The 17025-nt window shown below is 59.7% G+C and carries 16 protein-coding genes and 1 pseudogene; 7 read left to right on the plus strand and 10 right to left on the minus strand.

The features are described from left to right. Nucleotides 1–3 precede the first annotated feature (3 nt). The gene (locus GO014_RS12100) at nt 4–939 is read right to left on the minus strand and encodes a carbohydrate ABC transporter permease (RefSeq protein ID WP_116588773.1); all 936 of its coding nucleotides are present in this window, start codon (nt 937–939) and stop codon (nt 4–6) included. Beyond that, entirely contained in the window at nt 936–1820 is an 885-nt protein-coding gene (locus GO014_RS12105; RefSeq protein WP_116588772.1) for a carbohydrate ABC transporter permease, read from the minus strand. The genes GO014_RS12100 and GO014_RS12105 overlap by 4 nt, the downstream gene beginning before the upstream one ends. 171 nt (nt 1821–1991) lie before the next feature. Here GO014_RS12105 and GO014_RS12110 point away from each other — a divergent pair, with 171 nt between their 5' ends. From GO014_RS12110 to GO014_RS12120, 3 genes are all read left to right on the plus strand, one after another. Then, the gene (locus tag GO014_RS12110; RefSeq protein ID WP_157290552.1) at nt 1992–2804 is read left to right on the plus strand and encodes an aldo/keto reductase; all 813 of its coding nucleotides are present in this window, start codon (nt 1992–1994) and stop codon (nt 2802–2804) included. A gap of 114 nt (nt 2805–2918) precedes the next feature. Beyond that, nucleotides 2919–3359: a VOC family protein gene (locus GO014_RS12115; RefSeq protein WP_157290553.1), complete on the plus strand. Its 441-nt coding sequence runs from the start codon at nt 2919–2921 to the stop codon at nt 3357–3359. A 38-nt stretch (nt 3360–3397) separates the two neighbouring features. Then, complete coding sequence (locus GO014_RS12120) at nt 3398–4417, plus strand: LacI family DNA-binding transcriptional regulator (RefSeq protein WP_157290554.1); 1020 nt, start codon at nt 3398–3400, stop codon at nt 4415–4417. 279 nt (nt 4418–4696) lie between these two features. On the opposite strand, the gene GO014_RS12125 is transcribed toward GO014_RS12120, so the two are convergent. Further along, nucleotides 4697–4897: a hypothetical protein gene (locus tag GO014_RS12125; protein ID WP_157290555.1), complete on the minus strand. Its 201-nt coding sequence runs from the start codon at nt 4895–4897 to the stop codon at nt 4697–4699. A 32-nt stretch (nt 4898–4929) separates the two neighbouring features. On the opposite strand from GO014_RS12125, the gene GO014_RS12130 reads away from it, so the two are divergent. The 3 genes and pseudogenes from GO014_RS12130 to GO014_RS12140 form a co-directional block, all read left to right on the plus strand. Next, the gene (locus GO014_RS12130) at nt 4930–5247 is read left to right on the plus strand and encodes an HAD hydrolase-like protein (RefSeq protein WP_157290556.1); all 318 of its coding nucleotides are present in this window, start codon (nt 4930–4932) and stop codon (nt 5245–5247) included. Nucleotides 5248–5281: 34 nt separating this feature from the next. Next, nucleotides 5282–6292: a Gfo/Idh/MocA family protein gene (locus tag GO014_RS12135; RefSeq protein WP_157290557.1), complete on the plus strand. Its 1011-nt coding sequence runs from the start codon at nt 5282–5284 to the stop codon at nt 6290–6292. Between the two features lie 351 nt (nt 6293–6643). Then, a pseudogene (locus GO014_RS12140) lies at nt 6644–6775 on the plus strand (IS3 family transposase); the annotation flags it as partial. Between the two features lie 455 nt (nt 6776–7230). Here GO014_RS12140 and GO014_RS12150 read toward each other — a convergent pair. From GO014_RS12150 to GO014_RS12160, 3 genes are read right to left on the minus strand one after another with little or no spacing between them, the layout of a single operon-like run. Beyond that, nucleotides 7231–8466, minus strand: coding sequence for an efflux RND transporter periplasmic adaptor subunit (locus tag GO014_RS12150; protein WP_157290558.1), 1236 nt, complete (start codon nt 8464–8466; stop codon nt 7231–7233). A gap of 4 nt (nt 8467–8470) precedes the next feature. Next, nucleotides 8471–10837: an ABC transporter permease gene (locus GO014_RS12155; protein ID WP_157290559.1), complete on the minus strand. Its 2367-nt coding sequence runs from the start codon at nt 10835–10837 to the stop codon at nt 8471–8473. Next, entirely contained in the window at nt 10831–11547 is a 717-nt protein-coding gene (locus GO014_RS12160) for an ABC transporter ATP-binding protein (protein ID WP_157290560.1), read from the minus strand. Before GO014_RS12160 ends, GO014_RS12155 begins: the two co-directional genes overlap by 7 nt. Nucleotides 11548–12057: 510 nt before the next feature. Here GO014_RS12160 and GO014_RS12165 point away from each other — a divergent pair. Beyond that, the gene (locus tag GO014_RS12165; RefSeq protein ID WP_157290562.1) at nt 12058–12528 is read left to right on the plus strand and encodes a site-specific integrase; all 471 of its coding nucleotides are present in this window, start codon (nt 12058–12060) and stop codon (nt 12526–12528) included. 94 nt (nt 12529–12622) lie between these two features. On the opposite strand, the gene GO014_RS12170 is transcribed toward GO014_RS12165, so the two are convergent. The 4 genes from GO014_RS12170 to GO014_RS12185 all read right to left on the minus strand — a co-directional run bounded on the left by GO014_RS12170 (nt 12623) and on the right by GO014_RS12185 (nt 16918). Beyond that, nucleotides 12623–13132, minus strand: coding sequence for a hypothetical protein (locus tag GO014_RS12170; protein WP_157290564.1), 510 nt, complete (start codon nt 13130–13132; stop codon nt 12623–12625). 1 nt (nt 13133) lies between these two features. Further along, nucleotides 13134–13376, minus strand: coding sequence for a hypothetical protein (locus GO014_RS12175; RefSeq protein ID WP_157290565.1), 243 nt, complete (start codon nt 13374–13376; stop codon nt 13134–13136). A 131-nt stretch (nt 13377–13507) separates the two neighbouring features. Beyond that, nucleotides 13508–15352, minus strand: a complete 1845-nt coding sequence (locus tag GO014_RS12180; RefSeq protein WP_157290567.1) for a ParB/RepB/Spo0J family partition protein — start codon at nt 15350–15352, stop codon at nt 13508–13510. 396 nt (nt 15353–15748) lie between these two features. Next, nucleotides 15749–16918: a cysteine desulfurase family protein gene (locus GO014_RS12185; protein ID WP_246204596.1), complete on the minus strand. Its 1170-nt coding sequence runs from the start codon at nt 16916–16918 to the stop codon at nt 15749–15751. Nucleotides 16919–17025: the final 107 nt, after the last annotated feature.

A 17025-nucleotide genomic window follows, 5' to 3' on the forward strand; every position in this document is an offset into this window, starting at 1 on the left:
ACACTAACCCTTGATGGCGCCGGCGGTTACGCCCTGAACGAAGAGCTTGCCGACAAGGAAATAGACGACGAGGGGTGGAATGGCCGTAAGCAGAGCGGCCGCCATGTTGTGGGCGTAGTTGGTCGTGCCCGTGGAAATGGTGATCAGATTGGCCAGGTTGACCGTCATGGGCTGGCCGGTAAGGCCACCAAAGGTCACCCCTATCAGGTAGTCATTCCAGATATTGGTGATCTGCAGGATCAGCACCACGATCAGGATATTGCCGCTCATGGGCACGATGATCTCGAAGAAGATCCGCCAGAACGATCCCGAATCCATCATCGCCGCCGACATGATCTCGGTCGGGATATCCTTGTAGTAATTGCGGAAGATCAGGGTCAGCACCGGCATGGCCAGCACCGCATGGATCACCGCCACGGCCCAGAGCGTGCCGTAGATCTTGGTAGTCGTGGTCATCACGATCAGCGGATACATGATGATCTGGAACGGCACGAAGGCGCAGATGAACAGCAGGAACAGGAAGCCCCCTGCCCAGCGCACATTCCACAAGGCCAGGGCAAAGCCGGTGACCATGGCCAGCGAAATCGACAGGATCAGGGAGGGGAACAGGATTGAGACCGAATTCCAGAAGCCTACCTTGAGACCGTCGCATTTGATGCCCGAACAGGCATGGTTCCAGGCGTGGTCCCAGGCTTCCAGCGTCCAGATATGGGGCAGGGTGAAGATCGCGCCTTCACGAATCTGGTCCATGGTCTTGAACGAGGTGACCACCACCACATAAAGCGGCACGCAAAAGAACAGGGCACAGATGGTGAGGAAGACCAGCACCGCGATGGACCGTGGGGTGATGCCCTTTTTCCTGCGCACGAAATAGGGCGCGCGGGTCACGGGAACTTCACCGGCCGCGGCTGCGCGTTCGGAAACGGAAACCTGGCTCATCGGGTGGCCTCCCGCTTGCGCTGTTGCCACACGGTAAGGGCAACCAATGGAATGAAGACGACCAGGGTAATGACCAGCATCATTACGGCGGCCGCCGAGGCGTAGCCAAGATTGGACTTGGCCGAGAGAGCATTGATGGTGAAATAGGCCGGCACCCAAGTGCTCTGTCCCGGCCCGCCATTGGTCATCGCCACCACAACGTCATAGGCCTTGATGACCCCCAGCGAGAGCAGGATGGCACAGGTAATGAAGGTGAACTTCATCATCGGGATGATGATTTCGATATAGACCCGCCAGAGCGGCACGCCATCAAGCTTGGCCGCACTCCAGATTTCGGTGTTGATCCCTTTCAGGCCTGCCAGCATCAGCGCCATGTAAAAACCGGCCGATTGCCAGACGGAAGCCAGAATGATCGCATACATGGCCGTATCGCCTTGGGCGAGCCAGTTGAAATCGACCTCCCAACCCAGGCTGCGCAGGAAGCTCTGCGCACCCAGAGTGGGATTGAGGATCCAGCGCCATGCGGCGCCGGTAACGATCAGCGAGACGGCCAGCGGATAAAGAAAGACCGTACGAAAGAAACTTTCGCCGCGCTTTTCCTTGTCGATCATCGCCGCGAGAATGAAGCCGAAGACAATGGCCAGCGCACTGCCCAGACCGAGCACGATCAGGTTGCGGAGCGAAATTTCCCACCCAGCATCGCGGAACAGACGGTCATACTGACGCCCCCATTCCGACCAGTCGATGCCGTATTCGGGCAGACGGCGGCTACGCGTGAAGGACAGATAAATGGTCCAGCCAATTGACCCGACAAAGGCCACGGCTGTGATTGCCAGGGCCGGCGTCAGGGCAAGTTGGGGCGCAATGCGACTCCAGCGCATGAAACTCCTCCCATTAACCCGGTCGCCCTTGTGTGCAGAGTTCTCTTCCGGGTGTTGTATTATCGTTAATCTAAAGGCATAATTCGCTGAACGTCAACTGGCCAAGTGGAAAAATGCAGCAAGCGCGCACCTGAAGACTACGAAAGTCACGCGCTTAGGGAGGAATTAATTATGAAAATTCAAGAAGTTATGCCGCGCCTCGGTTTTGGCACTTATGGGCGCTGGAAGGCCGAAGGCATCGAAGCCATCCTGTGCGCACTGGAAACAGGCTACCGCCATCTGGACACCGCCCAGACCTATGACACCGAAACCGAAGTAGGAACAGCGCTCGAGCAGTCTGGCCTAGCGCGTGCCGAAATCTTCCTCACCACCAAGATCTCGACGGACAATTATGCCGAAGGCCGGCTGATTCCATCACTGGAAACCAGCCTGTCCCACCTGGGAGTCGATCAGGTGGATCTAACCCTGTTGCACTGGCCCTCCCCCAATGGCGCCCAGCCGCTGGCGGCCTATCTCGAACCCCTTCTGGATGCGCAGGATCGCGGACTGACCAAGTATATTGGAGTCTCGAACTTTACCATCGCCCTGCTTGACCAGGCCCGTTCGATTGCCGGTGAAGGACGCATTGCAACCAATCAGGTCGAACTCAACCCATTCATTCAGAACAAAAAACTGGCGCAGTACTGTGCCGATCACGGCATTATGGTGACATGCTATCAACCGATCGCACACGGACGACTGGGCGATGATCCCGTGCTGGTCGACACGGCGAGCCGTTATGATGCCAGCCCCGAGCAGCTCGCCCTCGCATTTGAACTGGCCAAGGGCTATGCGGCCATCCCCACCTCCGGAAAGCGCGAACGAATTGCCTCCAATTTCGCGGCCCTGCACCTCAAATTGTCACCTGAAGACATCGCGCTGATCGAGACTCGGGATCGCAACCTGAGGGCCATCGCACCCGACTGGGGGCCAGACTGGGACTAGCCTCAGCACGTTGACACGCTAAATTCAAACTGCCATGACGCGACGTATTAACGATCATACAACGTCAGTGAAGCTGACCTTGTTTACAACGGCCTGAAGGGTCAGGAGGATATCATGCTTGGTGTTGTCGGCATTGGCCACGTAGCGATCAAGGTCACCGATCTGGAACGGTCGCTGGACTTTTATCGCGACCGCCTCGGCTTTCCGGAAATGTTGCGCCTTAAGCACGACAATGGCGAGACCTGGCTGGTCTATTTGCGCATCACCGATGATCAATATCTCGAAATTTTTCCCGGCGCCGAGAATGACCGCGCCCCTGGCTGGGATGCCAACGGCGTGAACCACATGTGTTTCACGATTGAAGATCTGGACGGCACGACCGAGCGGATCAAGGCGGCCGGTATTGCCCTGACCTCCGAGATTAAGCCGGGCCTTGATGGCAACCGCCAAGCCTGGATCGAGGACCCGGACGGGAACCGGATCGAATTAATGGAAATGGCGCAAGACTGCCTGCAATTACAGGCCATTCGCCGCTTGCACCAAGAGCGCGCGTAATCCATTCAATCAAACCGAAAGTTGGGGGGTGGCACACCTTGGGCAGACCGATTGTTCGACTAAAGGATGTTGCCGACAAGACCGGTTTCTCTGTGAACACGGTCAGTCTGGCCTTGCGCGGCAGCCCCCGCATTCCCGAGGACACCGCCATGCGCATCCGCGACGCGGCGCGTGCCCTCAACTACATGCCCAATCAGGTGGCCAAGTCCCTGGTCAGCCGCGAGACCAAGACAATCGGGCTGGTGTTGACCGACATCACCAACCCGGCCTTGACCCAGGCCGCCCAGTCCATCGAGCTGGCCTTGGCCGAGCTGGGCTATTCCACCTTGTTTGCCACGTCCAACAATGATTTGGAGGAGGAAAAGCGGGTCATCGCCATGTTCCAGTCCCGCCAGGTGGATGGCATGCTGATTTACCCGCGCAGCCACCGGGAGCTCGATCATATCCGGCAATTGCGTCGCGCCAATTATCCGGTGGTGCTGCTCGTGGCCGACCCCGATGCCGGGGTCGATGCAGTCTCGATCGACGAGCGGCGCGGCGCCTATCGGGCCGTCCGCCACCTGATCGATATCGGGCACAAGCGGATTGGCATCATCGACAGCGCCAATCTCCTGGGCAATCATGAAAAGCGCGAGGGCTACGACGCTGCCCTGCATGAGGCCAATATCGCGGTTGACCCCCAGCTGTCGGCCGATCCGCAGGGGCACTCGGTCATTCGCGGTTACTGGGCCATGGACAAGCTGATGCGCCTTTCCCAGCGGCCATCCGCCGTGTTCGCTGCCAACGACTCCCTTGCCATCGGCGCCCTGCGCTGGACACAGAAGAACGGATTGCGCGTCCCCGAGGACGTCGCCATTGTTGGCTTCGACAATATCGAATTTGCCGAACACGCCGCGACACCACTGACCAGCGTCAACTACGAAATCCGGCTGGTGACCGATCTGGCCGTGGCACGCCTGATCGAATTGATCGGCACTGAAGGCGCCCTGCCCGAGCCCAGCGTCACCCTGATCGACCCCGAACTGATCGTCAGGGAAAGCACACATCGGCGCAGCTGATACCGCCAAACACAAGCCAGCACGCGACCGATCCTCGCCTCGCAGCACGCGCTCCAAGCTGCAAACGGCGCCGTCCCGGCTTGCCCGTCGCTCAGGCAACCTCCAGGCCGAGTATCCTTGCTTCTGCAGTCAATAACCCGGCGCCTCGGTTTCCCAGAGGGCATTGGGCAACCCAGCCCATCACCGACGTCATTTTCTCATGCGCCTGTAATTTGCCTGTCCCCACGACCCCGTAAAGGCTTGTTCGCATGCGCGTGCACCGACATCCCATCGGGCGCTTTATCGGGGTTTCAGTGGAGCGGGCTGGAAGGGTACGCCCTGCCCCAGATAGACCGCGTCGATGATTTCCTGGCGATTGATGGTATGCGAGAGGCCGGCGCGGAAATCCTCGGAACCATGCACTTCGGCCTTGATCGAGTCGGGATGGTTGACCGGCAGACCCCTAACGTCAGTGTTTTGGACGCAGCTCGTGGCGGGCACGAGGTCGTAGTCGCCGGCATTTCGAGGTCAAGGTGATTTCGGAAGCCGAAGGCTGCCAGAAGCCGGACTGCCGCATGTTCGAGGCGGCGCTGGAGGGCATGGGATTGGGACCCGATGACGCTGGAAGCGTTGTCATGGTCGGCAATCATCTTGAACGCGACATGGGCAGCGCCAACCAGCTCGGTATCATCAGCATCTGGCGGAGCTGCTCGCATCGGCGCAGCCGGGTGCCGGCACATGCAGACGAAGTGCCGCGCTATACCATCCGCGCCCAGGGTGAACTGCCTGGACTGCTGGCACAAATCGAGCGACAGATGGCGCGCGCCAGGCACAATCCCGCCCTGGCCTGATTGACACCGTACCATCGGACTTGGGGAAGAAGCGATGCTGAGACTAGGCGTGATCGGAGCGGGCCTGAAGGCTGCGGATTATGCGCGGAGCTGGGCAAGCATGGCCGAGGTTTCCATCGATGCCATGGCGGAAGTCAGTGCCACCCCCCGCGACCGTTTCGCCGCCACCTGTGTGGCCGCGGGAGCCGCCACACCACGCGCCTATGAGAGCGCCGAGGCCATGTTGACCGCCGAGGCGGGCCGGCTTGACGCGGTCTATGTCTCTACCCCGCATGCTTTTCACGCCCGGAACGCGCTGTCTGTCCTGGCCGCCGGACTCGACCTGTTGCTGGAAAAGCCGATGGTGACGACCGTGCCCGAGGCACTGGCGCTGGAGGCCGAACAGGCCCGCACCGGCAAGACCGTCGTCATCGCCTTTCAAGGGGGATTGTCACCGCTGGTGCATGACACCCGCCGGCGGGCACAGGCCGGTGAATTCGGCGAATTGGTCAGCGTCTCGGCCACCATTTGGGAGGGCTGGAAGAAAAGCTATACCGGCAATTGGAAGCAGGTGCCGGAGATTGCGGGCGGCGGCTTCATGTTCGATACCGGCGCGCATATGATGAACACGGTCTGCGTCCTGGCTGACAGCCCTTTTGCCCGCCTCTCGGCCTATATGGACAACCGCGGCATCGCGGTGGATTTGGCGGCAGCCGTGGCCGGTCGGCTTGAAAACGGTGCCCTCGTGACCCTCAACGCGGCCGGCGAAGGCCCAGATAGCTGTGCCTCGTCCATCACCTTCTTCTATTCGCAGGCCATTGTTGCCATCGATGCCTGGGGCGGCTGGCGGCAGATTTCCCGCGACGGCGTTGCCGGGCAACGCGAGACGCAGGAAACCCGTGCCACGCCAATGCAGACCTTCCTTGCCGTGCGCAGCGGCACCCTGGAAAACCCGTCCACCGTCGCCAATGGCGTGCGGTTCGCCCGGCTGTGGGACGCCATCAAGGCCTCAGCCGCACAGGATGGCGTGCCGGTTGACCCGCGCACCACCTTGCCCGGCACATAGCAACTCCGATCCACGCATTGCCACCCAGCCTTGCCGTCCACGCGACCGGACAGCCGCCATTTTCTTGCCCGGATCCCAACAGACCTGAAATCGGCTCGGGTTCCCACACGGGGAAATGCCCATGCGTCACAAACCGTGGTCCAGTCACACAGCGGCAGCCTCTCTCCAGGGGAAAATTTGCAGTTCGGCACCGAAACGGCGCGCCGCTCAGAACAAAACTGCGAACACCTACTGCATTGAAATCAATAGATAAATCTGCTCCGCCACTGATTCCATGCTTCGCTTAAGCCCCTCCCAGTCTGAAATGGGGCCGCCAGCGAACTGTCCGGTTCTGGCAGAGATTGACGCCTGGCGGCCACGGTCGAGCAGTTCGTGAAAGAAGTTGATTCCTACATCCGATGGTACAATGAGAAACGCATCAAAGTATCCCTTGGCTCTCTTAACCCCGGCGAATACCGCCAAAGGCCTCGCATTACAGCATAACCGGTCCAAGTTTTCGTCCGCATCCCCCCGGGGCACTTCTCGCCGGAAATCAACAGCAATGGAAAGTCCATTGTCGTTAGGATCAATGATCGAGGTCCCTACGTTGGCAAGCGCGTGATCGACCTGCCTCGAAGCGCGGCCGGTGCGCTTGATATGATCGGCCCCGGCACTGCCGACGTGACGATAGAGGTCCTGACTTGAGCCCCAAGGCAAAAACAAGGACGCAATCCAGCCCGGCCCCGCGCCGGGCGCTCTAGGTCTACACAGCCGCACCGCCAGTTGGCCGGCGCCAGAGCTGTCTCTATCTTGCCAGCCCCTATCGGCGTTTCCCCCTAGTCGCGGATGAAATGCTTGTAGGCCAGATCAGCCGCTCGGATACCATCAAGGCGCTCATCAAGTCCTGGCCTCGGCAGTCATTGGCCGGGGCTGGCATGACGGGCCACCCTGGAGCCAGTTCACCTTGTCTGACGCGGAGCGATCATCGTACCGTCCTCCAGCCCGGAAGGCGGATAAAGGACCACGCGCTCGCCGGCCTCCAGTCCGCCGACGACTTCGGCGAACGTTCCATTGTTTCGTCCCGGCTCGAGGCGGTGCAAGCTGGCCGTGCCGTCCCGGTCAACGAACACCGACCAGACTTCGCCGGACCGGAACAGGGCGCTGGAGGGAACACGGATGACCTCGTCTGCTTGCCAAACAACGATCCGCGCCTCGATCCGATAACCATGCCCAATCGCGTCGCGTTCGTCGGGCGGACCGGTCAGGGTGATTGTCACGGGCACTCTTTGCTCCTCGACGCCAAGCGCCGAGAATTTGGTAATGGCAAAAGGATCAATGCGTGACACCTGCCCCTGAAGCGGGACAGGCCCACCCCAATCATCAATGATGGCGCGGTCGCCAATATTTACCTGCACCGCATCAGAGGAAATCAGCTCGACAACGACTTCGAGTTCTCCATCGATATCACCAATCTCCATGATCGGGGCGCCTGCGGGCAGGGTGGTCTCGCTTTGCTGCATGATGCGCAGGATACGTCCGTCCGCCGGGGCTAGCAGTGGGATGCCACCACCGTTGCCTGTTCCCATCGTCGAGAACGTGTTCTGTTCGCCGAACTCCACCAGCTGCGCACGCGCATTGGCAACTTCGGCCTCGCGCATGGAGATGGCCGCCTCGGCCGTTTCCACTGCTGCTTCGGCAACCCGGAAACCCTGCTCCGTTCGCTCATAGGCGGCGCTGCTGATCAGCCCCCGTTCTGAAAGCTGGACGGACCGTTCGAGTTCCGCTGCAGCCAGGTCGCGACCGGCGAGCGCAGCATTCAGGTCTGCCTTGGCGACCCGCAAGGCTGCATCTGCCGCCTGCAGTCCGGCCTGCGCCTGCTCCCTTGTACGCACATCCATGGCCGAGGGGTTGATGGGCAGCATCTGCGCCACGACCGTCTGCCCCCTGATGACCGGATCACCGGGATTAACCTCCACCCGTTGCAGACGTCCGGCAATTGGAGTGGATACCACATAGGCCTCGCGGACCCGCGTGCGGCCTTCTTCATCAATGGTCACCATCATCGAGCCTCGGGTCACCTCGGCCAGATCAACCATCACCGGACGCGGCCAGAAGGCAGCGGCCAGGCCCGCGCCGATTAAGACAAGCACCACCAGGGTGACGATGAGACGCGAATGCTTTCTGGCTTTTGACATCTCACTATTCCCGGGTCTTGAGCACTTCGATGAGGTCGGAGCGGTCAAGGTCGCGCTTGACCAATAGGCCCGAAACAATTGCAGCCGCCATGACCACGAGGGCCGCCTGGCCATGGCTGGGCCCATCGAATATGGCCGGGATCTGGTAAAGATCGGTCGAGAAGCCGGCTGCGATGCCGAAGGACAGGTAGTATCCCAGTACCGCTCCGACCGGTAGCGCCACCAGGGTGACGACCGCCAATTCGCCAAGCAGAACGAAGGCGGTTTCTGCCCTGGTAAAACCTATTACTCGCAGGCTGGCCAGATCGCGCGCGCGCTCGGCATAGGCGATCCGGGCCGCATTGTAGACAATTCCGAAGGTGATGATGAAGGCTATCGCGCCCATGACGTAACGAATGGCGCCGGCCCCGGTATTCATCAATGTCACGAAGGCGTCGCGCGCCTGCGATTTCAGGCTCACGCCTGCGACTGTGGGCATGTTCTGCAACGCCATATAGATGTCGTCGGCATAAGCCTGGTCAATCATGAGGTAGGCGCCTGAGACGCGCCGAGTGTCGCCCAAGGCACGGTTCATGCCTTCAAGACTCATGAAGGCGGGTGAACCAAGCAGGGTTTCGGCGATGCCGGCGACGGCGAGTTGCAGAACCGGCTGCCGTCCTTCGCGTACATCAACGTCCAGAACATCGCCGATTTCAACGTCCAGAATACGGGCCAGCGCCGAGGACAGGACGACGCCGCGTGGGGGCAGGAGAATGGGCTCCAGTTCGCGATCGATTGCACGACTGAGCTCGGCGCCGGCCGGAATGCCGATGAGCCCGCCGCGATAAGTGTGCAAGCCGTTACTCATTACCGCTGGAACCGTGCGCGTCGCCTCGACACGTACGACGCCAGGCAGGCGATCGAGTTCGAATAGCGTCTTGGTGCTTACCGGGTGTGTGAAACCAACGCGCACATCGCTGCGGTCCACGACTGAAAAGGACAGGTCGATCGTGCGATCGAAACCAGCGTAAATTGTGATCATTGCCACCGAGAGTGCCATCCCGAGGGCTATGCCCAGCATGGATGCGGCCATGCGACCGGGCTGTCGAGTTATGCGGCGCAGCACCATGCGCGAAGGCTGATCGAGAATGCGCCCCAGCGCCCCGCTCAGATGCCCGGCGCGGCTGAAATCGGGCGGGGTCGGTGGTCGCATTGCGGCGGCAGGCAAAAGTCCAAAAACCTGGCGCAAAACCATGAAGCCTCCGGCGGAAGCGGCCAGCAGACTCACTGCGATTCCCAAAAGGAAGGAGCTCGGTTCAAGCTGAAACACCAGGAAGGGGAATTTGAAGTAGTCGGTGTAGACTCCCACGAGCGCGCGTCCCGCGGCAATGCCGGCGAGACAGCCCGCCAGCGCGCCACCGAGGGCAATGGCCAGGATGAGTTTGGAGTAGTGGGCGCCCAATTCACCGTCGGTGTACCCAAAGGCCTTCATCAGACCGATCTGACCGCGTTCGGACTGAACAATGCGACCAATCACGATATAGAGCAGGAAGGCCGCCACCAGCAGGAAAATTGGCGGTACGCCGATGGCGGCGGCAACCAGCCCGGAAATCTCCTCGGTGACGAACCGATTGGATGTCTGGTCGGCTCGCGCATAGGCACCAAAGCCGCCATAGGGGTCCAGAAGCCGGTCGACAGCCGTGAGTGTCGCCTCCAGATTGGCGCCGCGGGTCAGACTGAGCAGCACCTCGTTGAAGGCGCCATTCATGTCGTAGGCCGCGGCAAGGCCTGAACGGCTCATCCAGATGACACCGAAGCGTGCATCATCCGGTATCAGTTCACCTGGCGCCGTCGTGTAGAGGAACTCCGGGCTTTGGGCGAGACCGACCACATCAAAGCTGCGTCTCGCCCCGTTCATGGTGGCGTTGAGTTGATCTCCAGGGTGCAGACCATGGGCCAGCGCAAAGCTCTGCAGAAGAAGAATCTCGTCTGGCCTGCCCGACGCCGGAAGCCGGCCATCGGTGAGATAGACATCGTTGATGGCGGGACGTCCTCGGTCTGGCAGCGATACGGCCTGCGCCTGCACCGGTAAAACTTGGCCAGGGATGTCGATCAGAGCGCGGCCCTGGACCCGCGATTGCACGGCAGCTACCCCCGGGATGGCCGCCAGCCGAGTGGTGAGGCGCTCAGGCGCGCGGCTGGCGGGTGCGAATATATCGGCCAGCCGATATCGGTCGTAATAGGCGTCGCGGGTTTCCGTCAGCGAGGCCGTCAACCCGGTCATCATGACCAGCAGCATCACGCCGACGCCGATCACCACGCCGATAGCGGTCGCCTGCCCCTTGATGCGCCAAAGATCGCGCAACAATTTCCGGTTGAGCGGGCTCACCATTCGATCGCCGCCGGATCCAGCTTGCTGTTGTTCTCGATCACCTCCCGAATATTGCCGTCGGCGAAATGAATGACCCGATCAGCCATGGCTGCCGTGTTTGCGTTGTGGGTCACCACCAGAACGGTGGAACCCAGCTTTTCGTTGACGTCTCGCAGCACGCTCAGCACGGTCCGGCCCGTGGCGCTGTCCAGCGCGCCCGTGGGTTCGTCGCAGAACAGAACGTCAGGCTGTTTGGCGACTGCTCGGGCAATGGCAACCCGCTGCTGTTCACCCCCCGACATCTGTGCAGGAAAGTGATCGGTTCGTTCCCTCAGGCCGACGAGAGCAAGGGCGTCGTCGGGATCCATGGGATCGGAGGCGATCTCGGTGACAAGTTCGACGTTTTCGCGCGCGGTGAGGCTCGGCATCAGGTTGTAGAACTGGAAAACGAAGCCTACATGCTGGCGCCGATACCGGGTAAGTGCGGAACTGCTCATTTCCGTCAGGCACTGGTCCAGGAAATGGGCCGTACCCTGGGTGGCACTGTCCAGCCCACCAACGATGTTGAGCAAGGTCGACTTGCCAGACCCGGACGGCCCGAGCAGAACCACAATTTCGCCCTGCGGGATATCGAGGTCTACGCCGCGCAGCGCGTGCACGGTGGAGCGACCCTCGCCATATGTCTTGGTGAGGCCGCGCGTCCTGAACGCAATCGGCTTGCCCACATTCATCCCAAACTCTCCGGCGTCAGCCGACTCGCTGCCCCAAAGGCCTGCGCGCTCACCCAAGACGGTTTCGCGCTAGTGCATCACGGGTGACGCCCGCATCGAATGGCTCCAAGCTAGCGCGCGATGCGAAGGGAATATAGGTCAAAACCACAGAGACTGTGCGATAGACGTCCCGTTAGAGCCTGACAGGTCTCCCGGGCATCGAAGGTGAATTGCTCCGCTACTGCGCGACCAGCTCGAATAGATATCGGTCTGCGACCCTGTGTAGCGTCGGCTTCTCGATCGCGGCCTACCCCGACAGGGAGGCGTATCTTTGCCAACGGCAGCGCGGCGATGATCTAAAACGATTGAAACCAACAACGTGATCGGGCCCCTGTCATTCACCCTGGCTGCACACCGAAAACTCTAGACTTCAGTCGCATTACGGGAACCCTCGGCGGGCTGGTCCGTGACCTCACCTTGTCTCCGGAGTTCAGCAAGCGGGCAGAGAGCGCGCAAAAAGAATATCGGCGCATGCTGACCAAGGTTGAAGAAAAATTTGGCACAATGCCAATCGCGGCCCTCGAGGACAAGCGCGTGCGCGGCGACTTCATGGATTGGCGCGACGAGGTCTTGTCAGTGTCGGGACCTCGGGAAGCAGACAATCGGATATCAATCCTGAGCACTCTGTTGTCTTGGGCGGTCGATCGCACTCGAATTTGGCACAATCACGCCATTGGAATTGCGCGGCTGCACAAGACCGACCGGTCGGACAAGCTTTGGCTGCCAAAGCACGTTGAAGCATTCATGAGCGAGGCGTCCGTAGAAATGCAACGTGCGCTGATCCTAGCGCTGCATACAGGACAGCGTCAGGGGGATCTTCGCAAGTCTGTGCACACGATAATCGAGAAATACATGTCGCGTACGCGGGCGCTCGCCAAGTCAGCGATGACCAAGTTTGAGAACGCAAGCAGCACAGATTTTGCAAACCGTCGACCGCACTGAAGCGGGAAGATCCACTAAGTAATTGAAATAAGTGGCGCGCCGGAGAGGATGAAACTGGGAACGCGTATGTGATTGTTTTTGAACTATAAACCACTCAGCCCTGATGCCAGACCTCGTGCTCTATCATGGCAAAGTCAATTACTTTGGCAACGCACCCGTCCTCTGCAAGCGCGACAGACATATCAAGAGTATGAAGGATACCAACGCTACGAAAAAGCGCATGGACGCGCTGCGCCTCATCCTGAGCAATCGTGCCGATCTTTTGAAATCGAGAATCTACAAATTCCATTTCAAATGCCAGTTCCGGGAGAAACTCGTTCGAAACATCAGCGCCATAGCGATCAAATACCCGCTGAGGGGAGCAAATCTGAAAGCCCTCCGGGATGAGGGTCATCAACTCTGTTGACGCTGACGCGCGCGCATATGCTTCAATCTCGGACCGGAACACAGCGCACGCATGTCGTTCGTCGGCACTGTGGCGATAGACTTTCCGAACACGACCAAGGCTCCGGCTCACGAAAATAATGCCGTAGGCGCCTTCGTCCAGATACACAAAATCGGTGCCGGCAAGGATCAGCCCGCGCGCGTCGTTCGCGAAGCCCATCCTAACCTTCGTCCTTATCGGATACCGGAATACCGGACCCCTTAACGGCCCCCGTTTCCAGATGGATGGTGGCGATCGCCTGATAAAGCGCCCATAAAGACTCTGCCGCACCATCGGCGAGCGCTTTCCAGTCAGGATTCGCTTGAACTTGTTGATGCTCGCACAGTTCGCTGGCGACGGCCCGGCTCAGAAACGACGCCATGTGAAGAGCTTCATGCCGACCGTAGCTATCCATTTCTGTCATAACTTTCTCTCCTCTGCTCACGCCGTTCAACCTATTCCAATGGTCGACCACGTGCGAAGTGTGTGAGTACCTGCCATCGTGTATAATGCCGGCCGCGGCCTCGCGGGCGCGACCGGCGCAGTCGGTCGCGATCACGCGGCCTGTTTTACGGAAATGTGTTGATCCTGACCGCGAAGAACCGCCGGTAGCCAACCAGTACCGGTAAGCTCGCGTGCAGCAAGTGCAGCCAATTCCGCCTTTTTCATGCGTGACCATGCGGGTGCGGGCGATACGCCCTTCGCTTCGCACAGGGCAGCGATAATCTGCTTGCTGTTGATCCGACTGAAATATGTCGACACGTCCGGCGTGTACTGTTTGCTCATGTCGAAACCGATTGCGTCCGCAACCATGTCGGCATGGGCGAAGCGTCCGGCTTCGGGACGATCTACCTTCTGGCGCACCGCATCAATAGCCCGTGCGCCGATATGGGCGAGCAGACCGAGCAACGTGTCCTGCGATTGCGAAAGACACCAACCCCACAGATCGGACGGATCTTCGGGCAGAAGCTCCGTCCAGCGTGTCTCGGCATCGGCGAATGCCTGCACTACGGGCATCGGCTCCGGGTCGGGCAAATGCCACTCCGGGCGCGACCCGCTGAGCGACAGCCTCAGGCACGACAGGTCACCTGCACCTGTGTAGAAGGCGGACAATGCCAGCGCGTGCACGACAGCCGCGACCATGACCTGCACGTTCTCACCGGCTACGGACTGGAGCGCCGCGGTCTTGCGTGCCGTCAGTTCGGTGACAAGCGTTGCCGGCAAGATGGCAGCGTCTCGGGCAGGCTTATGATCTTCAAGGGTCTCAGTCTGCCGGGACGCGTCACGCCGGATAAATCCGCGTTCGACCGTCGCCGTGCCGTTCCAGTCAATGCTAATAATCGCGCCCGCTGATACCAGGATTTCCGGCGTCCAGCACTCCTGAGCCGCGTCCAGTTCGTCAAGGCGGTCCTGGATAGCGTCCAGGCGTGCAAGAACCGTCTCGTCGCCCTCGTCGGCTTCGGGTGAGTCGGCGAGTTCGTCGTACTCAGCTGACAGGGCCTCAAGCTCGGCTTGCTGTTCGCCGGACAGTGCGATTCGCTCGGGTCTGACGCGGCGACATTGCGCGTTCACGTCCTCGAACGCATCGGCCAGTTCGACCCAGGCCCAGCCTTCAGCGCGGACCTCCTCAACGACGGTTGCGAGTTTTTCGGTAACCAATCGGTCAAGCAGAACGGGATCGAGGATTGTACCGCTATGGGCATCATCGAACAGGTCGCGCCTTACGCCACCTCCGGACTGTTCGTAGATATCCAGCCCGACGAAACGGACCCGCCTGTCAGATGCCGGAATCTCGCCCTCCGTCAGAGCGTTACGGATCGTCCGTGCGCTGCGGTTCCATCCCGGCAGGTCTCCAAGCACGCGTGCCTGTGCCGCATGATCGTCTGTGATTGCGAAAGCCTGTGCTTCTTCCAGATCGATATCGCCGTTGCGGTAAGCGTCCAGCACGACCGGGCTGAGACGACCCAGTTTTAGTCGCTTCAGAACCACGCTTTCACTAACGCCGAACCGGCGGGCTACGGCGGCAACATCAAGGCCCCGATCCACAAGATCGCGGAAGGCCTCGAACTGGTCGGCCGGATGCATGGCAACCCGCACGACGTTTTCGGCAAGGGACAGCTCCCCAGCATCAGCTTCTGCTGCGACCAGATCACAGCGCACGGGAGCATCCGGGGCGATACGCTTCTGCGAGGCTAGCAACTGTAATGCCTTCAGCCGGCGCTGCCCGGCGACGACGGCGAATTTGCCGCCTTTGGCCTTGCGGACAATCAGCGCCTGCAAAAGCCCGTGCGCCTCGATCGATGCGGCAAGCTCGTCGATTGCTTCACTCGCACCGGTCTTGCGGCCATTGCCGGTCCAGACGGTGAGCTTGTTTAGAGGGATGGATTGCGTCTCGGTCATGACTTTCTCCTTTGTTGTCGGTTGGCTCAAGACGCCAGGGAGAAAGGACGGGCGGACAAGCCGCACAGTCACCGCGGCACGCGGCTACGGCCAACACGGCCCGGCGCCAGCCGGGGTGGTGCGGGCGGGCCGTTGACCGGGCGGCGCGCCCGGCCGCAATGGCGGCATGAATTGAGCTAACGGCGGGAAACGGTTATGGCCTATGCGGTCTATCCGAAGTCAGTACGGATGTGCCCGAGAGACGATGAGGTGCTCACAGATCAAGCAATAGGAGACCAGCTACGAAAGGACTCGTCAAAGAAGCCGAAGTTGAGGCACCCACCGGAAAGGCCGTAGTGTCCTCTGGTACGCCGAGAGGACCATCCGTCAGTTTCGGTTTCCAAGCAGAACCCGGACTCAGCCCCATACTTGCGAATTGACGCTTCCAAGGCGCCGTAAAGCAGACCCAACCAACTCGATGGCTCGAACAATCTCTTCCTCAGTGGTCACATACCCGACGCTGAATCTCAGCGATGACCGCGCCTCCTCCTCCGTCAGCCCAATACCGCGTAAGACGTGTGAGGCTTGCGGTGTTCCGGATGTGCATGCGGATCCTGTAGAGGCTGCTAAATGAGGTTGAAGCGCGGCCAAGATATCTTCCGCCTCATAGCCCGGAAAGCGGACGTTGAGATTTCCTGGATGCCGTTCACTCAAGGAAGGACCGTTGAGCAAGATATCAAAGCCAAGAGTGTTAAGCCCATTCCAGAATTTTGCTGTCTTAGCCCGAAGTTTCTCCCGCTCGCCTTGACAGCTCCCAAACACTTCTGCGGCGGCGCCCATTCCAACACAAAGAGGTACGGGTAATGTTCCAGATCGAATATTGCGCTGCTGCCCTCCTCCGAAAATGAGCGGCGCAATCATGTTCTGAATTTCTCGCCTCACATAGAGGCATCCGACACCCTTCGGCCCGTACATCTTGTGCCCCGACAGACTTATCAAGTCCGCGCACGAAGTGATCGCGGACATGTCCGACGCTACTGGCATTTGCGCAGCGTCCAAGTGCACCAATGCCCCGAAACGCGCAGCGCGTTTATAAATTTTATCAACCCGCTGAATCGTTCCTATCTCTCCATTTACTGATCCGAAAGTCACTAGAAGAGTGTTTTCATCCGTAGCGGCTTCCAGCTCCTCCTCGGAAATGTACCCATCTTCATCAACGTTGCACCTATTGATCACCGCCCCAAAGTCTTCTGCCGCAACGCGACACGGATCGAGGACACTCTTGTGCTCAATGGTCGTGGTGACAATTTTATTACGATTTCCTCCGACCAATAGTTTCCGTAATCCGAGTATCGCAAGGTTGTTTGATTCTGTTGCTCCGGACGTAAATATAATTTCATCTGGATCGCAGGATATATAACTTGCTATTCTTATCTGAGCCGCCTCAATGGCGCGGTCAGCGTCCCATCCCGCTGCATGACCCGCTGAGTGGGGATTGGCGAACGATTCGGTAAAGTACGGTAACATTGTCCGCAGAATAGCGGAATCGACCGGCGTTGACGCCTGATAGTCAAGATAGATGGGCATGTAATTTTGCATGAAATGACAAATGCTTACGCCGAAAGTTGTTGATGAACCTCACTTAGCGGCGATTACGTCGCCTATCTGGAGGACCGCTCCAGCTTTTCATTGAC

It is taken from the genome of Devosia marina, assembly GCF_009758415.1.
Lineage (GTDB): Bacteria > Pseudomonadota > Alphaproteobacteria > Rhizobiales > Devosiaceae > Devosia > Devosia marina.

Excerpts from the sequence above, each read along its gene's own strand:
- GO014_RS12100 (WP_116588773.1), bottom strand. The coding sequence starts at position 939 with ATGAGCCAGGTTTCCGTTTCCGAACGCGCAGCCGCGGCCGGTGAAGTT.
- GO014_RS12105 (WP_116588772.1), bottom strand. The coding sequence starts at position 1,820 with ATGCGCTGGAGTCGCATTGCGCCCCAACTTGCCCTGACGCCGGCCCTG.
- GO014_RS12110 (WP_157290552.1), top strand. The coding sequence starts at position 1,992 with ATGAAAATTCAAGAAGTTATGCCGCGCCTCGGTTTTGGCACTTATGGG.
- GO014_RS12115 (WP_157290553.1), top strand. The coding sequence starts at position 2,919 with ATGCTTGGTGTTGTCGGCATTGGCCACGTAGCGATCAAGGTCACCGAT.
- GO014_RS12135 (WP_157290557.1), top strand. The coding sequence starts at position 5,282 with ATGCTGAGACTAGGCGTGATCGGAGCGGGCCTGAAGGCTGCGGATTAT.
- GO014_RS12150 (WP_157290558.1), bottom strand. The coding sequence starts at position 8,466 with ATGTCAAAAGCCAGAAAGCATTCGCGTCTCATCGTCACCCTGGTGGTG.
- GO014_RS12155 (WP_157290559.1), bottom strand. The coding sequence starts at position 10,837 with ATGGTGAGCCCGCTCAACCGGAAATTGTTGCGCGATCTTTGGCGCATC.
- GO014_RS12160 (WP_157290560.1), bottom strand. The coding sequence starts at position 11,547 with ATGAATGTGGGCAAGCCGATTGCGTTCAGGACGCGCGGCCTCACCAAG.
- GO014_RS12165 (WP_157290562.1), top strand. The coding sequence starts at position 12,058 with ATGCTGACCAAGGTTGAAGAAAAATTTGGCACAATGCCAATCGCGGCC.
- GO014_RS12170 (WP_157290564.1), bottom strand. The coding sequence starts at position 13,132 with ATGGGCTTCGCGAACGACGCGCGCGGGCTGATCCTTGCCGGCACCGAT.
- GO014_RS12175 (WP_157290565.1), bottom strand. The coding sequence starts at position 13,376 with ATGACAGAAATGGATAGCTACGGTCGGCATGAAGCTCTTCACATGGCG.
- GO014_RS12180 (WP_157290567.1), bottom strand. The coding sequence starts at position 15,352 with ATGACCGAGACGCAATCCATCCCTCTAAACAAGCTCACCGTCTGGACC.
- GO014_RS12185 (WP_246204596.1), bottom strand. The coding sequence starts at position 16,918 with ATGCCCATCTATCTTGACTATCAGGCGTCAACGCCGGTCGATTCCGCT.